Here is a 20,207-nt window from a genome sequence, read left to right as displayed (position 1 = left end):
CCTGTCGAGCGATCTCTCAAAGTTGGGCATTGGGGAGGAGGTGACTAGGGACTGGGTAAGACTTATTTCCAATTCCCATTTTGCATAAGCAACCAATAAGTCAGTATTTCAGCTGAAGACATTAGGTAATCGGTAATTAGCCAACTTCATTACTCCCTACCTTGCACAAACAACTAATAAGTCAGTATTTCAGCTGAAGACATCAGGACTCTGCTTAGAATAATCTGTGCGAATCGGCTGAATTTTGGTATAAGCAACAAACATTAAGTCGCCTAGTATACAAAAGAACAATTCCTAAATGCTAAGTTGTGTTACAAAGCATACAGAGCAGATAAAACATCCTTGACCAAGAGAATTGCTATCAGCTCCAGAAACAGCAATGAATGGCACCAGAAAATAAGCTCAATGCTGGAATATATCACAAAACCTTTATTTTTAATCCAATTTATCCCCCACGGCCATTGCTATCTCTGGAAGCCTGGGTTGGTATCGCTGCATATAGCCTCCGACTTACTGATAGCGCTGGCGTATTATTCAATACCTCTGATGCTGGTATATTTCGTTAAACAGCGTCGGGATATACCGTTTAACTGGATATTCCTGCTGTTCGGTGCCTTTATTGTTGCCTGCGGCACCGGACATTTGATAGAAGTGTGGACGTTATGGCACCCGGATTACTGGGTTTCGGGATTTGTGAAAGCGACAACAGCAGGAGTTTCCGTTTATACAGCTATGGAGCTAGTACCGTTAATTCCGCAAGCGCTCGCTCTCCCCAGTGCCGCACAACTAGAGGTAGCCAACCACAAACTACAAAGGGAAATCAATGAGCGCCAGCAGGCCGAGTCAAAAATCCGCTTTCAGGCGCGACTGTTGAATGCAGTGCAGCAGGCAGTAATTGCTACCGATATAGATGGAAGAATTACTTATTGGAACCGTTTTGCACAAACGCTTTACGGCTGGTCAGAAGCAGAGGTAATAGGTAGTAAAATCGCGGAAATTATCGCACCGCCCTGTGTGCGATCGCAAGCACTTGAGATTAGATCCAGCCTCCGCACTGGCGAAAGTTGGTCTGGAGAATTTTTGATGCAGCGCCGAGACGGTAGTACCTTCCCGGCAATGGTGACAGACTCGCCGATTTATAATGATAAAGGCGAATTGATTGGAATTATTGGCATTTCCACAGACATTACCTACCGCGTGCAGGCAGAAGAGGCATTGCGCGAAAGCGAACAACGCTACCGGACACTTGCCGAAAACAACACCGTGGGAGTCTGGCATCTTAGCGAAGATGGCTACACAATTTACATCAATCCCACAATGTGTTCCCTGCTGGAGATAGAGGAAGCGGGAGAACTGGCAGGCAAAACCTTCCACGACTTCTTCACCCCTGAAAGCCTGGAGAAAATGGCGAACAAACACAGCAAAAGCCTGCAAGGACAACCCTCCAGCTACGAAGTGGACATCATTGGGAAAAATGGTTGCCAGCGCACAACCGCCTTCTCTTGTACGCCCCTGTTCTCAGCAACTGGTCAATTGCAAAGTTTTATTGGAGCCTTCACTGATATTACTGAGCAAAAGTGGGCAGAAGCACAACTGCGACGGAATGTCTTTTATGACAGCCTCACAAACCTGCCTAATCGAGCTTTGTTGATGTCTCGTCTGAAAGATTTAATTGAGACTGCAAAGGGGCGTCCTGACTATCGATTCGCTGTACTATTTCTGGATTTGGATCGCTTCAAACTTGTGAACGACTGTTTGGGACACTTCCTGGGGGACCAACTGCTAAAAGCGGTTGCTCAACGGCTGCAAGAGTGTCTGCGCCCGATTGATACAGTGTCACGTTTTGGCGGGGATGAGTTTGCAATTCTCCAAGACAACATCCAAGATGTCAGCGAAGCCGTCCACCTTGCTGAGCAAATTCACTCGGCGCTAGCATCACCATTTTACCTGGATGGACATGAGGTATTCACCTCCGCCAGCATTGGCATTGCCATAAATAGAGCTGGGGTAAAAAAACTGACGATGCAAGCAGGATTGAGAACTTCAGAAGTGGTAGCGCAGCGGTACGAAGTACAGACCCAGTTAGAAAATAGCGGCGCGATACTTAAAAATTCCTCTAGTTCCTCTTCACTCAACCCTCAGCCCACCCTCTGGGAAGGCGAAGCGTCTACATTACTTAGCACTCCTCTGCTTAGAACTGAATACAATCAGCCAGAAGACTTTCTCCGGGATGCTGATATCGCCATGTACCGCGCTAAGGGAGAAGGTAAAGCGTGCCACGTTGTGTTTGACTCAACTATGCACGAGAGAGCGATCGCTCACTTGCAGCTGGAGACGGATCTGCGACGGGCAGTTGAGCAATTAGCACTCGATCAACAACTGAGTGACAGGCCAGATGCGTATCCTACCAACTGCCAATTCCAGCTTCACTACCAGCCAATTGTATTGCTCTCTACGGGTAGGCTCGCTGGTTTCGAGGCGTTGGCGCGCTGGATTCACCCGACACAAGGCATGATTTCTCCAGTCGAGTTCATCCCCATTGCCGAAGAAACTGGTCTAATTGTACCGCTTGGCTGGTGGATACTGCGCGAAGCCTGTCATCAGATGCGGGCATGGCAGCAGGCAAATGGCAATAGTTGCAACTCCCTAACTATCAGCGTTAATCTTTCCGGTAAACAGTTTCTGCAACCAGATTTAGTTGAGCAAATTGACCAAATTCTCAAGGATACTGGTTTGCAAGCAAGCTGTTTGAAGCTGGAAATTACTGAAAGCGTTCTGATCGAAAATGCGGAAGCTGCAACTGTTAGTTTAGAGCAACTGCGATCGCGTCAGATTGAACTATCCTTGGATGACTTCGGTACAGGATACTCTTCCTTGAGCTATCTGCACCGTTTTCCCATCAATACCTTGAAAATTGACCGTTCTTTCGTAAGTAGACTGAGGACATCCGGCAATAGCAGACAGGCAAGACTGCCTCTACAGATTGTCCAAACAATTGTCACGCTTGCCCATAATTTGGGAATGGATGTAGTCGCCGAGGGAATAGAAACTCCTCTTGAGTTAGAGCAATTGCGACTTCTTGGCTGCGAACATGGGCAAGGATATCTTTTCTCTAAGCCACTCAATGCCGCAGCAGCAGAAAAGTTCATTTATTTTAGATGAGGGGCTGGGGACTAGGGGCTGGGGACTAGGGACTGGGGACTAGGGACTAGGGACTGGGTTAGAGTCCTCCCAATCCCCAATCCCCAATCCCCAATCCCCAATCCCTAAATCGCATCTTTCAAAACATTGCGGGTATTTTGCCACGCCCAAATGCCCACTACACTAACAACGATACTCATTGCCAGGAGAACGCCTCGCAGACCAAATTTATCCGTCAGAGGGCCTGCGATCGCTAACGGCAAACTTAGAGCAATATTAACCACATTATTCTGAAACCCAAAAACTTTACCCCGCATCGATTCCGATGTTTGCTGGTGAATCAAAGTTTGCATCGGTACGCCGATTAAAGATGCCCCCAAACCCAAAAAAGCACTCAGCCCTAAACCCAGCCAAAGTCGATGTGTAAAGCTAAACACACCCAAAACAAACGCCATGCTGAGAAAACCAAACAATGGTAACGGTTTTTGGTGGAAGCGATCGCCCCAGTGTCCCAATATACCCGCACCTAACACCATCCCCACCCCAGCAGATGCCAACAGAAAGCCAAACTGTTCTGATTTCAGCCCCAGCTTCTCGGAAAGATCGATCGCCAGCACCGTTAACGCCGCAAACACCGAATACAAAATCACCAACTGGAACATTGCATTCCTAACCAGGCGGTTTTGCCACAGATAACGCAACCCCGCTTTCAAGTCGCTTATCGGATTAATTGCTGCCTGTGGATTGATAACCGCAGGATCTTTAATCTTAACGAACATACTAATAATCGCCGCTAACAGGTAGAATCCGCCAACCAAAAATTCTTGACTAGATTCTCCACCCAAACTTCTAGCCAAACTCAACACAGGTTCCCCGACAGCGAACCCCACAATCAAAGAACCCATCATCGTCGTGGTGAACAGCGCATTAGCCGTCATCAAATTTTCGCGCCGCACCATTAACGGAATAGCCGCCTGTTCTGCTGGGGCAAAAAATTGAGTTACCGCAGAACTCAAAAACGTAATTACCAACAAGATGCTAAACTTCTGTGGCAACAAGGGAATTAATATTGTCAAGCCAAAGCGCAGCAGATCTGAAGCAACCATAACTTTCTTCTTAGGAAAGCGATCCACAAACACGCCAGCAGCTGAGCCAAACAGAATCGCGGGTAGCGTAAAAGCGACCATCAGAGCTGATCGCATGGAATTTTCCATTTCGGGAGCGAACTGATATTCGCTCAGCAAAGCAATCAGCAAAACGAAGAATACTTTATCTGCTATTTGGGACAATATCTGCCCAACCCACAGCACCATAAAGGGTCGGTTCTTCAACAGAGCGTGAAATCCGCTCCCAGATGGAGGGGGGTCAGATGGAAACATAGCAATTGTTCAGGAGCTTCTTATCTACAACCCTAGTTTGCGCTCTAGAAGGTAAATTGTGCCACTCTAGTAGACACTTTTTGCTTAATTTAAAAAATTTCCCAGATCGGCGAAGCATTTGCCTAAGTTTATATGCTACATGGTGCGTGACACCTTCACGGCTGGCACAGCTCATTGGGTGGCACTGCATCTATAACAGTTGGAACTGAATTTAGCTGAAGTTCTTGCTTTATGTATAAATTCTTATTAATTTACCAATAATTGTCACTTCCTAAATTACGCAATCCTGCCCTTGACAAACTTCATGCTGTTTTAACTTTTCAATAAATACCTGAAGCCCGATCCTATGTTAAGTTAGTCACTGGGAATTTAATTCGGCTGAGCGAGTTTGTTGTCTTACATTGACAGGCATCTCTCCGAATCGAAGTCTCTACACCATCTGATGAAGTGAGATACTCCATGTCAATCTATGTAGGCAACCTATCCTACGATGTCACGCAAGAAGACCTCAGCCAAGTTTTTGCTGAATATGGAACTGTTAAGCGTGTTCAACTACCTACCGACCGAGAAACTGGTCGTCCACGCGGCTTTGGTTTCGTAGAAATGGAAACTGACGCTGAAGAAACTGCTGCTATTGAAGCTCTGGATGGAGCTGAGTGGATGGGCCGCGATCTAAAAGTCAACAAAGCCAAGCCTCGTGAAGATAGGGGGCCCTCCGGCGGTGGCAACCGCAGGCCTAGTGGTGGCTTCTCTCGCCGTTACTAAATCTTGAAATTAAGAATTTAACTCGGCTAGTCTCCCACACATTGGCGCTTCCACTGCTAAAGGCTCTCCTTGGATCTTCTCAGGATAAACATTTTGGCAGTGGATTTTTTCTTGACACACTATTAACCTTACCAACCAGATTATTATCTCTAAGTTGGAGAAGGAACTATCAACCTTCGTTAGTTTCCGGTTTGGTTTCTTGTTTAAATTAATATTAGAATCCGGTGCAAGACACGAAGTCTGCACCGGATTTTAATATTAGTCAGAACGCGGTGGTAGTTCAGAGGGTGAAAGCGAATCAGGATCGCTTAGTGAGGGGGAACCAGGGGCGGGTGATGCGGCGGCACCTGGAGCGGCACCTGGAGCGGCGGCACTCGGAGCGGTAGGTGAGGCGGCGGCACCAGGGGCAGGAGGAGGGGGAGATCCTGCACCAGTATCCCCAGCTGGCGCACCCGCAGCAGGGGGTGGAGCAATCGGTAGCGGTGGTGGAATGGGTGGAGCTGGGACTAACGTTGGTGCGGTTGAACCTTTAGCGCCTGGAGCCGGAATTAAAGGTGGAGGAGCTGGAGGAGGAGGCGGCTCAAAGGTTTCAATAGTAACTGAGCGACTAATTTGTTCGCCAGCAGCATTTGTTACTTGCAAGGTAAGAGTTTCGCTACCAGGTTTTTGGCTGATGGTGTAGGGGAGACTACCAGAAGTCGGGACGTTTCCAGGTGAGGGAAGCAGCTGCACTTTTATATCTTTGCCGCCTTCTACTTTCCAAGAAATTCTAAAGATTCCCCCAGGTTTGTTCTTATTAATTGGAACAAGATATTTCGCCAAAGCCTCTTGATTATTGATTTTAAATTCTACAATTTTGGAGGGCTGAGCTTGAATTTTAATAGCATCAGTTTTTTTGGTATCTGATGGTTCCTCTTGTCCGTTGTTGGGAATTACTGCGAGTTCAAAAATGTAGTCTCCAGGTTTACGGGCATCTGTAGGTACATTTTTGCATAAGAGTCCAACTTCGATGGAACAATATTTCTTCAAACCTACAGCAATCCCTTCGCTGAAGTTATAACGCTTCAAAACACTTGTGACTTCACCTTCAGGCGCTCGCCCGATTAGCTGTAATTCTTTAATTTGATCTCTGTTGATAATTCTCCAGTTGAGAAGGATTTTATCGTTGGGTGTGTTATTTGGCGGAACTGCTAATCTTTCTTGGTAGACAGGTAGGCTAGAGGAAAACTCGACAATTTTTGGAGGAGCTATAGGCTCGATTTTAATTACGTTAGTTTTTAAAATATTAGATGCTATATCTTTATTGTTCTTGGGAAATATTTTTAGTTCAAAAACATAGTCACCAGGTTTGCGGGCATCTGTACGCACATTTTTGCAGATTAGTATCTGCCGAATAGCGCAGAAGGACTTGAGCTGATCTGGGACTCCTCGACTGAAATCATAAGATATTGGTTCAATGGCAGCTGTACCATCAGGTGATTGACCAGTGATGGTTAGCGAGTTTAGTTGTTGCGGGTTGCGAATTTGCCAAGAGAGGCGGATAAAATCACCTTCAGCCGCTTGATAGAAATTGTCTTGAGAGCCGAATTCAATAACTTTTGGTGATGGCTTTGGCTTAAAGAATAGCAACCAAACGAGGAATGCGATCGCAGCGACAGTTCCCAACACAGTGAGCAACACCAGCAAAAACTGCCACCAAGGACGCGGCTCCCAATACAAAGTCCCCTGAGGCGCATCATTAATTAAAGGCAACTGCTGCGTATCTTCAATTTCAACGCCGAAGTTGATCAGCCGTCCTCCCCCATAGATTGGGCGACGCCACCACTTGAGCGGTTTTACCTTAATTTCCGCGGTAGCTAAGGAAAAAGGCGTTATCCGCAGCATAGTCGGCAGCACTGTGTAACTACACACATCCTCCTCATCTAAACTTTTAGCTCGTACAATGACTTCCCGCGATATGTTACCCGAATTGTTCAACCTAACCTCATACAGTCCGGCTAAACGCCGCACCTTGCCCACCAAGCTGCGAAATTCTACAGTCAGCAGGTAAGTCGGGAGAATTTGTAAGTACACCACATCCAGCAACACCAAGTCTGGATTGTTCGCAGAATATAGCCGCACAGTGGGAAAGTAAGTTCCCGCCACAGCGTCCATTGGCGGATTCAAAAATAGCAGGATGTCGCCCTTCTCTCCGGGGTTAAGGTCTAATGCAGTTGCAGTTGTTACTAATCCAGGTGAATTTAAACCCTCTGGATAGCGCACGGTATACCATTTTTCATTCAGCTCTGGACACGTCAGTCGAAAACGGTCTACTCGGTCGGAGCGATTATGTATGCTCACCGCGACTTGCAACAGCGCTCCAGGTTGCAGAAGGGCAGGTGCAGTAGAACTCGTAGGTGGTGAAAGACTGAAAGTAGGGTCGCTGACTCGGATAGCAGCCTCAACTGGCGGTAAAACCTGAAGCCGGCTGTTATGTCGAATCGGAGTATCTTCTGGGTAGTGCAGTGGCGCATCAACCACTAACAGGTAGTTGTAGGTGCTGGGTTTAGCCTCCAATGGCACCTGAAACTGAAATATAACCTCGCTAGTGGAGTTGGCACCCAAAGCCAGCCGCTCATGGGGATTAATACACCAGTTGCGGGGATAGGATACTTCATCGATAAAAATATCAATTAAGGCGCTCTGGTTGCCCTTGTTACTTACGGTGACGCACAGATCGAAGTTACTCCCGGCTACGAGGGCGTAATCTCCACTGGGATTGAGGATGACAGAGAGAGGATTACCAGGAGCCAAAGCCTGTTGGATAGTCTGCTGCTGGGTTCCTCGTTTGGCAGCAAGACGAATCCGGTAGCGTGCCTCGCCTGCAATTTGCATTTCTTGCACGAAGCCTTGATCTACCAACTCGTCCATAATAGCGATCGCATCCGACTGATTTGAGTCAATGCGCTCTGCTACCTCAGCCAAGCTGACATCTGATTTTTTTCGCATCATCCATTGGACAACCTGCCGCTGCTCGTCAGGCAGCGTCAGTATATCCACCATATTTAGACCGCCGGAGCCTTCCGGCTCTTGTCTCCCCGTCTCTGCCCCAGAAGGGTTCAAGTGCTGCCTCGTCATGTTACCCCCTCTACAAAAAAGTAGTGATGGGGGAGAAGGGGACTAGGGATTCCCAATTCCTAATTCCCAATCCCCCAATCCCTATTCCTGGTTCCCACACTGCGCGTTACGTTGTCGCTCCACACGATCTAATTTCACCTCTGTATCATCGCTTCCACTAGCCACTAAAATATATTTCCCTGTCTGCTTAATATCAACACTATTGATCTTTTCAGACTCCTTCAAAGACTGATCGATTTTTTTTCCTTTCGAGAATTGCGGATCGCGCTTACCTTCAGCCGTCAGATACCAAAGCATCACTTTTCCATCATCCCCGCCACTTGCCAAGTAGCAACCATTAGCGCTCAGAGCCACCGAACGAACTGGTTTGCCACCGTGACCATCAGACCATTCATCTAAAACCTCACAAAGCCCCTTATCGGCAAGGCATTGTTGCATATTCCACAAGGTAATGTAGCCTTGGTTATCAGCAGTTACCAAAAGATTAGGGTTATATTCAGCACTATCCAAGCTGACAATGTAATCTTCCTGACTACCTTTGCGGGGATAGGACACCCGCCCCCATTTGTCTTTTTCTAAGTTCCACACTACCAATTGGTTATACCGTCCGCCAATCATCAGGTTTTTACCTGCTTTCCCCACCAGCGCTAAAGAATTCACCACAAAGTCAAATTTCTTGCCCCGAAGAGGTTGATTGTTAGGCGTGCTAATGTTAGTGCGTTCCACATCCCACACCAGCACTAAGCCGCTACCGTGACCACTGAACAGATAGCGCGAGTCTTTCGAGAACTCTAAAGCCAAAACCCGGTCATCTTTTTGGTAGGAGAAAGAACTTATCGGGTTTCTCCCATTACCCAATACATCCCACAGTTTTATTTCCCCATTTTCCAATCCTGCCGCCATCAGATCGTTGTCTACAGGTTTATAACGAACAGTTCGCACCCCCTTTTCGTTTCTCCCAATTACTCCCAGTTGTTGGTTGATTAATGGATTGAAAAAGCCTGCACTCCCCCATCTAATCGTAGTTTGGTCATTAGAACCGCTGACAACTTGTTCGCCTACTCCATTGAATTGCACAGAAGTAACAGCTTCCTTGTGACCCCAAAATGGGTTTTTAGGGTTAAGCCAGGAGAGCCACCAGAGCAGGAATAATAATAAAAACCCGCCTACTAACTGCATCCAAATCGGTACAACAGGTAAAACACGCAATTTTACGATTTGAGTGTCGTTGCGTACATCTAATCTATCGTCCGACACCACAGCCTTGACTTCAAACAAAAATCTTTGCGGCAATATCCCCAACCAGCGCCGCCGCTTCTTATTAGCCACCAGCAACAACTCAGTTGTCTCACCCGGAGCTACTTGCGAACTTTCAGGAATCACCTCTAACTTAAAGGCACGCGGCTCTTCTGGGTGGACTTCAACACTCACCTGCTGAGTTAAATTGCTGGCGTTGTCGAATTGAATTTTATAAGTTGCAGCGTTCGATTTCCAGTTTTTAAGAAGCCGCCAATTGCGGGATTCGGGTATCTGATGTAAAGCTGGGGTACACAGGAAGTCCATAAACCCCCCAGGAGAAACTATTACCGCCCCTTGGATACTAGATGGGGGGCCGTTTACCTGTTGGCATTCGATGGTGAAAGGGTATGTTCCACTGGGAGCGAGTCCGGCGCTGGGTAATTGGCATAAGAAAATTGTCTCTGTTTTGGTGCCAGCAGGAACTAGCAATTTTCGGTCGGTTCCCTCTATCAACCAGCTGCGTTCTACACCTAAAAAATGCAGTACAACATTCGCGGGCGATTGACTGGGATTATAAACGCGGACTGGTATTTCTATCAGGTCTGTCGGATGAGTTTTAAATTCTCGAACTGGCAGCTCCAGCTGCATCGGTATAGAGCCAATTCCCTGCTCAACTGCCAGACGCAAAAGTTGTCTTTCTTCCTCCCGCAGTTCCAGGGAGAAAATGCGTACTGTGATGTTCATTTTGCCGACAAACCCTGGAACAGGTGTATCGGTAATAGTTACATAAAACTTTGTACTATCTCCTGGTGGTTTTTTAGCGCTTATTCCTGGTGAAAGGTTGTACCAGCGAGAACCTAAGTTACCATCGGTACCAGCGGCTAGAAGCTCTACTTGAAAAGTAGCAAATTGTTCGCTTTCATTGGTAACACTTACTTCAAAGGAAGCTGTGTTTCCTCCTGGCTTTAATCTGAGTACCTGTGTGGAGATACTTGCACTAATAAAACTCTTCGTCATAGTTTTTTGTTAGTAAGAAATGCCTAATAACTCAGGCAACTTGCCTGGATTGCTTATGATTAATTTAAAATTGGAGTTTGTCAAAAATAGCTTGCCTTTTAGAAACAGGCGTTTCCGGAGCGATCGCTACTACACTTCCTGCTTTTATTAACTGCGTCATTTGTCTTCGAGCTTGGGCAAAATGTAGAAGGTTAATTCCTAGTTCTTGGGCGGTACGAATGGTTTCTCGCGATAGGAGAAGCTTGTCATCTAATCCCCAAGCTGCTGACAGTTCGCCAATTACTAAAATGATTCCTCCCCCATAACCTATTTGAATTTGCTGATTATTTAATGTGGGTAGCGCTGCAAATAAGAAAGGCTTGGTGCGTAAGGGGTGATTTCGACTCAGGCGTTTGATATCTTCTAGAGGTGTCCCTAGTTGTTGGGTGATAGCCATGACACTTTCTATCAGGTTTATGGCATCTGTGGGAGCATCTACTAGCAGAATACCGCCTGTATCTAAATAATTCCTCAAAGCTTCAAATTCTTGTTGGTTCAGATAAAGAGAGCGCTTACCAGTTAGATAAAGTAAGTCATAATCTGAAATTTTAGAATCTGCTAAAGTTACTCGTCCAATTGTGTCTTCTCCCTGTAAACTTGGGTAAAGAGCAGCAACAGAATCTAGCAAATAGGAAAGATTAGTAAAACTGCGCTCGTCGGCGGGTTGCGATCGCATTATATGGGCAACTCGGACAACTGCTGCTGGACGCGATCGCGCAACTGTTCGGTAGCGCAAATCTAAACTATTAACTGTCGGAAAAAATACATCCTTGGGATTCTCTAATTGTTCCGCCTCTGGTTGCAGGAGAATTCGACACAATTCCACTTCCAAATCACTAGGCGGAGCCATTTTTTCGTCAATTCTAAAAGTTTCCCTTTCAAATTCACGCGACTCTTTCCGACGCAATTTCTCTGGGTCTACATAACTAACCACCAAATAAACCATTTGGGGATTTTGTGCCATCTCCCCCGACACCCGAAATTCAATTGGTTCGGGAACTACAATCGGATTTCCCATTAAATCTATGGCAATTCCCGGCTGAATTTGCAGCCAACGTCCATCCCGGAATTGCGGTGCTACATCTGCTGGTGCTGAAATCAAATGTACGCCTAAACCAGAGACAATTCCTGGCTGATTCAAGGACTGATAATGAATATTTTGGCGCTGTCGATGGTACTCATGCGATCGCCGCCAGCGGTCGGCGTTCATTAGTAGACCGTCAGTGACGTGTAAGCGCTCTAAGGGGTTGGTGGATGGTGGGGGAAACATAGTTGGTATGCTAATTGCTAATTGCTAATTGCTAATTGCTAATTGCTAATTGCTTTTTTATTACCATTAGCCATTAGAAATTAGCGATTAACCTGTTTCGATAGTAAGTTCGTAAGTACAGAAAGCTGGTTTTTCTTGTTCAATAATGTGGCGCACTAATCCTTCATCAATTTGTTCCGGTCGGTCAGGACGCAGACGTACAACAAAGTGATAGGGTCGTCCGCCACCAAGCATAGAATCTTCGCTAAGGTGTGTTTCTCCTAATACAAAACCTCTACCAAAGATTTCTTCAATACAAATATGTTTATCAGCTTCTTGGGGTATGTGGTCGTCTAAAGGTAAATCTGTGTAGAGATGCAAATAGTGGCGCAAGCCCCGTCTTGTCCCGCGCCAGCGGTAAAGTTCCACAGCTTGTCGAATTAGATAACGCTGCCGAGTCAGGCTCCAGCGGGGGTTCATGGGCCAAGCTACCCAGTGGGCGAGAAAAGGTAGCATCGCCGCAGGCGCAGTCAAGGGGTCTAGGTAAGCCCACAGAGCATCCATAGACTGCACTGCGGGTTCAAAAGTCTCCTCAAAAATTTTCAAGAAGCGACCAATAAAATCTACTTCTTGATAGAGTGCTGGCAAAAAATTCAGGTAGAGACTGCGGGGACGTATATAGAGGTTAAAGACGGCGGATTCAATTTGTTGCCTGCCACTACCTTCTTCTACGTAGTAAACATAAAGACGGCTCTGATAATCAACTACCAGGGTTTCATCTGTCGCCAAAGATTCATTATTTTCAAAGAAGTTGGCTGGAACTTGGAAGTATAAAACTGCATCCATCTGCTGACCGGGAGCAATTTCGTGTCCTTCCATACCGATGCGACACCATTGTGGCGGGAAGCCCTCAATTTGCAGGTTCACTTGTAAGTTACGCCTTCCCAAGTTTTCTAGCTGTACAACCATTTCACTTGGTTCTTTGGGATGCACAACCAGATCGCAACTGGTAAGCCTGCTATTTACGCCGCCACTCATCAATTGCGGACTATCAAAAGCATTTCCCACGGGCGCGATCGCTTGAGTGATCTGCATGGGGGTGAGTTGCAGGCGGAGAATTTTACTGTGGGAAGTGCTTTGAGTCATGGCCAGAACTGAGTAAGGGGGAGTGAGGGCTGAGTGAAACAGTAAAAGAGTTAGGAAGAAGTATGAATTTCGATTTTTCTACTTTTTCCTGTGTTGCTTTTAACTTTCCTTGTTCATACTCATTCCTCATTTCTGATACATTAATCCTCTTTGCACTATAAGTTGAAGTATTTACTGGATAATATTAACGACGTGACCGGAGCGCAGTCGATTATTCTGCCAAGAACAGACTAAACCGAGAGGGCCCGGATCGATGACTGGGTTTTGGGGTAATGTTCGCAGCCAAGTTTGTTCCTGCTTACGCAACTCAAACAGCTGGACAACACCTAAATAACGCACACCGGGGATTTGCTGGAATAAGGTGACAATATCTGAAGGATAGACGGGACGACCGAAAGGCCAGCCTGTGCCATCCATGCCTCCGGTAAGTGGATTTAAAAAGCGGTACAAAGCGATCCGCAATTTTAAGAGAATGTCTTCTTGGGCGCGGGGATTTTTGTATTCTGGCTCTAGTGCCACTTCGGTTTGAACTGCGACTCCGACATATTCGGGTGCTTGCAGTTGTACGTGAACTCCTAGTAGTCGGCGTTCGTCCAGGTAAGCGTGAATTTGTTCTTTGAGTTGGGGAGTCAGGGAAAGTAAATCCGGGGGAATGCCAACGCCTTGCGCGATCGCATCTGTATTTGCTTGCGGCACCAGCAGCATCCGTACTGTCCCGGCTTGTTCGCTGGTACTTGGTGGCAAGCACAGGGTGCGGGCAACGGCACCGCCACCAGCTTGTAGCGTCAGTACCTCGAAGTCTTCTGGGGTGACGGCGCGATCGCGAGTCCGGAGCATTGCAGGCACTCTGATTACCGCATCTTCTAAAGATTCGGCATCGGCTCCGTTACGGGCTGGTGTATGATTTATTACTCTGGCAACGTAGGGAAGCGCTGACTTGGGTACGGTAATTGTCCCCCGTTGGACATTTCCTTTGCGACCGCCGCCTGTGCGGTATGCAACCATGCGAATCACGGAACCTTTGGGAGGTACTGCGCCATATTGACGTTCTAGCGATCGCACGTCTGCGGGGATTGGGGTTTGGGCATTCAGCATTGGGGATTGGGAATTGATCGCAGCACGTCCCCAGTCTCCAGCCGTCTGCGTTCTAGCACGCAACTGCGTCTGCTGCTGGAGGTGGGCTGGCTCTCGAATCAAGGGGCCAAACTGAACCAACCCGGTACGCGAATCGATGGTGTAGTGCAGATCCTGGGAACCAGATTCGGCAAAATCACTTACCTCTGTCCAAGCTTGAGGTAATGCTCCCGGCGGACTCACCAAAATGTATTCATCTTCCCGGCGAGTCAAGATGGGAACCCCCTGCAATTGGAAAGTTTGACCGGGCGAACCGTCACTTTCTCCCAGAAGTTCATTTCTAATTATCTCACTTTGAGAAGCGCCCACGCTGCCGCCAATTGCTCTGGCAGACAAACCCACAATTCGGGGGGAATTACTGTAATCTGGTTGCGTGGTGTCTATATGACTGTATACGCAACGCAGCCACCGCCCCTGATAGGTGAGGAAGTGGGACACGGGCCAGCGCTGAGGCATATGCAGGACTACATCTGCGCTTTGGATGGGATTGCTGCCAGTGCGATCGATTTCGCTAAAACTGAATCCTTTGGTGCTATCATCTGATTCCTGCAACAGAACCTGCTGCCAATAAGCACCATTCCAAGCTTCCCAGCGACGGGGAGGAGCCTCCGGGTTAATGCCAGTAGAGGTAGCTGCTTCGCCTTTGAATTTGAGTGCTAGAACATTACCTTCGCACTCGTCCTCTGGGTTGAACACCAGATAAAAGCAATTTCCCGGCTTGGGTTGGTCGTCAAAGATGGAGAGATTTGTACCCGCCCATTCGCCATTAGGTCGGAATGTCCAGAGATTCGTGAAGCGATCGCGCAACATCTGGGGTGTATCTTCTACACTCTGCGCCGTCAGAAAGTGGCGGATGTTAGGCTTACCAATCACCAACGGACGATCGGTGCTGAAAACAATCGCCGGATCGGTTTCTGTCCGCAATGTTGCCAACTCCACCCCAGATGGAATAGTGTACGGCTCGGGCAATGCAGCACTTAGATAAAAAGTCAAGTCTGTCTGAGCTGGAACCGGAGCTTGCAGGCGAACCCCTAATAACTCTAGAAAAGCAACATAGTTGCGACGGGGAACCTGATTAAACCGCAGCAACATTTGGTCAGTCAGCCAGGCAAATAGCTCAATCAGCGTGATTCCAGGGTCGCTGGGGTTGTAATTCGTCCACTCCGGACAGTAGCGAGGAATCCGCAGAATGCACTCATCTACTAAATCTTTGAATGTCCGATCGTCTAAATCGGACTTCGGTAACTTGGGTAAAAAATCAAAATCCATTATTAATAGGTAATAGGTAATTGCTAAAAGTTAAGAGGCGAGGAATTAACACTTAAGAGTTATTAATTCAAAACTGCTCATCTCCTAACTATCATTTCCCCCGTTCAGGTAGAAAGGATAAACCAAGCTCCCACGATCGTAACTGCCCTTAGCGTGGTACTCAATAATGATATCCACGCGGCCGCGAATCGGATCGGGTTCAGTACGCACCACATCCAGAACTATGCGAGGCTCCCACATTTCCAGAGCTTCCTGTACGTGAAGACGTAATAGCAGTAGGGTTTGGGTGTTCATGGGCGCAAAGACCATTTCCGACAGACGCGATCCAAAATTAGGTCGGTATACCCTTTCACCTATCTGAGTTTGCAGGATAATCCGAATCGACTCTTCGATGTTGCGCTCTGCCGAACTGAGTTGAAGCCCTCCCTGTACGTTCACCCGTAGTGGGAAAGACCACCCCGTACCCAGGTGGCTGCGCTGCTTATCAGTTCCTTCTGGCATACAAGTGACTTTTTGCCTAGTATCGCAGCCACTTTACTCTAGCTGCTCTTTCCAAGAGTATTCGCCAAAAGTCGAGTTACTCTTAACAACGCTTCAGAATTACTAAGTTGTAGGTTGAGTCATTGGAACGAAACCCAGGACTGTGTTCGGTTTCGTTCCTTAAAAGGAGAAGTCAATACTTGGAAGAGAACAAATCGCAATTAGCAATTAGGGGATAACTAATACGGTGGCTCCGGTGGCGATAACAGGTAAAGAAATGGGAACTGGAACGGGGGCGGGGGGAGTCACTCCCACAGCCATAGTACCCATATGAGCTACTGGACGACCGCAAGCCAGGACGGTGACAGAACAAGGCATAGCTAGAACGCCAGTGGCTATTGTCGGGCCGACGACGGCATCTCCCATACAAGCTATAGGTCGTCCCATAACTAGCACGGTTGGTGCGCCGGGGCCAATAATGGGACTACCGCCAGCGACATCACCGATTACTGCTACTGGTAACATGGCAATCTTCCTTCTGCTAATGGGGCTAATTGCTATTTGGTCGATTGTGGGGCAATTTTTTATGATTAGCCATTAGCCATTAGTAGCGATTAATAGGGATTAGTAGCGATCGCTCACCATATCACACCATATCAACAGTTCAGTCGAATCAAAGGCGCTGTCATGCTAGCTGTGGCAGCTGCCATAATCGCCACCGCCGCACCCGCTTGCAGACTCAGCGCCGCCGCAGACTGCACACTCACAGCCGCACCAGACTGCGCCGACAAAGCACCGCCAGATTGCAGCGACAAAGCCGCACCAGATTTCATAGTGGCAGCACCCCCAGACTTCAAGTCTAAAACTCCGCCTGCTTGAGCGCTTAACTTGGCTGCGGTTTGAAATTCTATGCCAGCAGGTGCCAGTTTTATAGTGCTAGGGCCTGATTGCAGCAAAATCTCCATTGGTGCGGAAATACTAATTTTTTGCACCGCCTCCATTTTGATACTATTGGTCATGTCATTCATCAGCACCTTCTGACCGCCGCTGGTTGTGATATCTAACTTCTTACCTTGATCGTCTATGAGTATCTTGTGACCGCCCTTAGTCTTAATTTCGATCTTCTTATTCTGATCGTCTAGGCGCACATAATGACCGTCAGTGGTTTTAATTTCCACAAATTTGTCGCTGTCATTCATGTGTAATTTATGACCGCCTATAGTCTCGACATAGACACCAGCTTTGCTGCTGTCTTTATCCTCTTCCACAAACTGCATTTTATGCCCAACACGGGTTTTAATCGTCCGTAAGCGTACCTTGCCGTCACCTGAGATACTGTTATCCACTGTTTCCGGCGGCGCATCCTTACCGTTCCAAACCCCACCAATCACATAAGGGCGATGGATGTCGCCGTGTTCAAAAGCTACCAGCACCTCGTCGTTAATCTCCGGCAGACAGTCAAAGCCGCGAGTGGTTCCTGCTCCGACCCCCACTACTCTCGCCCAGTTGCTTTCGTGGGCGCTGGCATTATCTTCTGGAGTTAGGGTAGGAAACTTTACCCTTACCCGGCCCCATTTTTTCGGGTCTTTGTTATTAGTAACAATCCCTACTAACATAGTTTGTCCCGGTCGCAGGCGAGTTTGCGGGGATAGAGTTGTCAGCAAATCTCCTCCCCGCAAACCTCTGACACTAAACTCCGTACTGTAATAGCGGTCTTGATAGTTTTGACGAGTTTCGGTGACGTAATATTTGCCGCTATACTTTCCCATACCTGATAGTTCTACTACCCGTCCCGGTCGAATTCGCGGATCTCCCTCAGCTTTTGCATCAGCATAGACAAATTCTCCGCTAAGCTCGTTATACAGGGCTTGAGCTATTTTATCGGCTTCCTTCTGGCTGTAGACGGCTTGATCTACCACAATCATTTTCGGTGCCTGATTCTCTAGCCCAAATTTAGTGCTAGTCGTTTTACCTTTGCCGTGTTCGGTATCAGTAATTACTACATCTGATTGACTATTTTTACTCGATGTAATTGCTGTTTTGTTTTTGTAATCCCAACCCCTCACTTCTACAGCACTTACCTGTTCGGCACTGGTGACTCGCACCTGAAAACTATGTATTTCTTGCAACCACTTAAGGTTTAAAGTATCGCCTGCTACAGGTTTGCGAAAATGCAGCTTACTATCTTGCACAAATAATTCAAAGCCATGCCGCGCCGCCCTTTCCCGCAGAAATTCCATGTTGGTTTGATTTTCTTGGAAAACATAGCCGACCGGATCGCCAAAACCATAAGGCCCGCCGCTCTCATCAATTGTGCCAGCGGTCATCCCGACTTCACCGATAATCTGCCGCACAATGTCAGTATCAGTCATGTTTTGGAAAGAACGGTTATAGCGTCCCCGGTGCAGGCGGTGGGATACGTCGTAACCGCGAATGATAACTGGTGCCTGAGATTGACTAGAAAAGTGAGTTTCGATCCCGGTGATTTCCCCTTTGAGAATATCGCCTCGCTGTGCCTCATCAAAGTCCAAATCTTCTGTGGTGCTGGAGGCTAAACCGAGCTGGACAGATTTACCAATTGTAAAGAGATTGTCGTACTTCCAAAGCTGCTCGGAGTCGCTACCTGGAAAGTAGTCATTGCGGACAACTAAAGTAAACATTGCCGGGAGATGGAGGCTTTCTTCGACGGAGATTTGAAGAATATCCTCTGCCAATCCCGCCGGAGCATCCTGTCCGTCAATTTTGATTAGGGGACGAGATATGTAACGGATGGTATTTTGTGGCATTTGTATACAAAGTGTAAATAATTTTTGATTTTAAATTTTTGATTCTGGATTTAAGGCTGAAGGGGAATTTTTTGATGTTGGTATTTGAACCTTCGGGGCGATATGAACTATTGTGGCTTAACCCGCACAGACATCAATCTAAAATCTCAAATTCAAAAAACGAGCTGACAGCCAGCTTAAAAGAGTCTCTACGTCCTCGCCAATCCTCCAAAGGTCGAATCCAAAGCTTTTTTTTGTGGTTCCGGATTAAGCGATCGCTTAATCCCGGCAAATATAAGCCCACAGGCTAGAAGCCTCGATACTCAAAGAACAAAGCCTAGCAACGCAACGGCTAATACTATCAAGCCGTTGCGTTGGCTGGCTTTGTTTGTTGAGCCGCGACTTTAGTCGTCGGACATTTTTACTACAAAAACGTTATCTTCGATACTCATCTCCGCAGTCACCGATCGCCTGATACAAATCCCGCGACTGTCCTAAGACAGCATCAATTTGCTGATAATCTGAGTTATCTAACATTAAATTAAATACTCTGGCGTTGTCTTCTAAATGTTGCGACACGCTTAACCGTGCGCCGACAATTACACCTGCGACTGCTGGCTGATCTAGAATGTAACGAACCGCCACATTAGCAATACTCACAGCGTGTTTTTGGGCAATTTGCTGGAGAGTTGAAAGTAGTTCTTGAAATAAACTCCAACCACCCCACCCATCTACCATGTTTTTATATTTCCTCAAACTAGCCGTGTTCAGTTCTCCGCCGCGCGGTTCCGGTTTTCCCAAATATTTTTCTGACAACAAGCCGCCGCAGAGCGTACCGTAAGCAAATAGTTTGATATTGTTTTCTTGGCAAAACTGCACCATATTTACTAAAGGACGGCGGTCAATTAGGGAAAACTGCACTTGATTGGAAACGATTTTGATTCCTGCATCAGTAATAATTTTTAGGTGTTTCGTATCAAAGTTTGTTAAAGCCAGGTGCTTAATTTTACCTTCTTCTTGAAGTTGGGTCATGTACTTGAGCGCTTCCAAGTAGTTTTCATCGCGGTAATCCCACCAGTGAAACTGCATCAAGTCTAAGGAATCAACTCCCATTCTTCTTAGGGAAATATTAATGTTATCTTCTACCAACTTGCGCGTCATTTTAGTTGGTCTTGGCACCCATTTTGTGAAAGCTTGCAAGTTAGATAGCGCCTCGTTTCCACGGGTTTCTACCAATTGCCGCCGGAACTCGCCAATAAAGTCTTCTGCGGGGCCGTAATGGTCTGCCAAATCCCACGTTGTGAAGCCTGCATCTATGTAATCAAACATACTTTGGATGGCGGCTTTTGAGTTAATTCGTCCGTGAGCGCCGGACACTTGCCACATTCCATTCAGTACGCGGCAAATATTCAAATCTGGGGTAAATTGCAATCTGCTTGATTCGGGTAAGTTCATGTTGACGCTTTG

The 20,207-nt window shown here is 47.1% G+C and carries 12 protein-coding genes; 2 read left to right on the top strand and 10 right to left on the bottom strand.

Annotation, left to right across the window (positions count from 1 at the left end; all coding sequences use genetic code 11):
• Positions 1–405 precede the first annotated feature (405 nt).
• A complete protein-coding gene (locus H6F66_RS24715; protein ID WP_190427028.1) occupies positions 406–3,162 on the top strand; it encodes a bifunctional diguanylate cyclase/phosphodiesterase in 2,757 nt (918 codons plus the stop codon).
• Positions 3,163–3,266: 104 nt separating this feature from the next.
• Here the strand turns inward: H6F66_RS24715 and H6F66_RS24710 are convergent, their stop codons facing one another.
• Entirely contained in the window at positions 3,267–4,520 is a 1,254-nt protein-coding gene (locus tag H6F66_RS24710; RefSeq protein WP_190427025.1) for an MFS transporter, read from the bottom strand.
• A gap of 459 nt (positions 4,521–4,979) precedes the next feature.
• On the opposite strand from H6F66_RS24710, the gene H6F66_RS24705 reads away from it, so the two are divergent.
• Positions 4,980–5,285, top strand: coding sequence for an RNA-binding protein (locus H6F66_RS24705; RefSeq protein WP_190427022.1), 306 nt, complete (start codon positions 4,980–4,982; stop codon positions 5,283–5,285).
• A gap of 258 nt (positions 5,286–5,543) precedes the next feature.
• Here H6F66_RS24705 and H6F66_RS24700 read toward each other — a convergent pair whose 3' ends face one another.
• From H6F66_RS24700 to H6F66_RS24660, 9 genes are all read right to left on the bottom strand, one after another.
• Positions 5,544–8,402, bottom strand: coding sequence for a hypothetical protein (locus H6F66_RS24700; RefSeq protein ID WP_199295103.1), 2,859 nt, complete (start codon positions 8,400–8,402; stop codon positions 5,544–5,546).
• 81 nt (positions 8,403–8,483) lie between these two features.
• On the bottom strand, positions 8,484–10,658 hold the full coding sequence (locus H6F66_RS24695) for a hypothetical protein (protein ID WP_190427019.1): 2,175 nt from the start codon (positions 10,656–10,658) through the stop codon (positions 8,484–8,486).
• 64 nt (positions 10,659–10,722) lie between these two features.
• Entirely contained in the window at positions 10,723–11,967 is a 1,245-nt protein-coding gene (locus H6F66_RS24690) for a DUF4159 domain-containing protein (RefSeq protein WP_190427017.1), read from the bottom strand.
• 87 nt (positions 11,968–12,054) lie between these two features.
• Positions 12,055–13,092, bottom strand: coding sequence for a phage tail protein (locus H6F66_RS24685; RefSeq protein ID WP_190427015.1), 1,038 nt, complete (start codon positions 13,090–13,092; stop codon positions 12,055–12,057).
• A 171-nt stretch (positions 13,093–13,263) separates the two neighbouring features.
• Entirely contained in the window at positions 13,264–15,495 is a 2,232-nt protein-coding gene (locus tag H6F66_RS24680) for a putative baseplate assembly protein (RefSeq protein ID WP_190427013.1), read from the bottom strand.
• A gap of 84 nt (positions 15,496–15,579) precedes the next feature.
• Entirely contained in the window at positions 15,580–15,996 is a 417-nt protein-coding gene (locus tag H6F66_RS24675; RefSeq protein WP_190427011.1) for a GPW/gp25 family protein, read from the bottom strand.
• 207 nt (positions 15,997–16,203) lie between these two features.
• Positions 16,204–16,500, bottom strand: coding sequence for a PAAR domain-containing protein (locus H6F66_RS24670; protein ID WP_190427008.1), 297 nt, complete (start codon positions 16,498–16,500; stop codon positions 16,204–16,206).
• A gap of 131 nt (positions 16,501–16,631) precedes the next feature.
• Positions 16,632–18,761: a VgrG-related protein gene (locus tag H6F66_RS24665; protein WP_190427006.1), complete on the bottom strand. Its 2,130-nt coding sequence runs from the start codon at positions 18,759–18,761 to the stop codon at positions 16,632–16,634.
• 414 nt (positions 18,762–19,175) lie between these two features.
• Entirely contained in the window at positions 19,176–20,195 is a 1,020-nt protein-coding gene (locus H6F66_RS24660) for an aldo/keto reductase (protein ID WP_190427003.1), read from the bottom strand.
• Positions 20,196–20,207 lie beyond the last annotated feature (12 nt).

Origin of the sequence: Trichocoleus sp. FACHB-6 (genome assembly GCF_014695815.1) — a bacterium.
Classification (GTDB): Bacteria; Cyanobacteriota; Cyanobacteriia; order Cyanobacteriales; family FACHB-T130; genus Funiculus; species Funiculus sociatus.
Note: the sequence above shows the minus strand (reverse complement) of the source record. Positions and strands in the feature narration are given on the sequence as shown.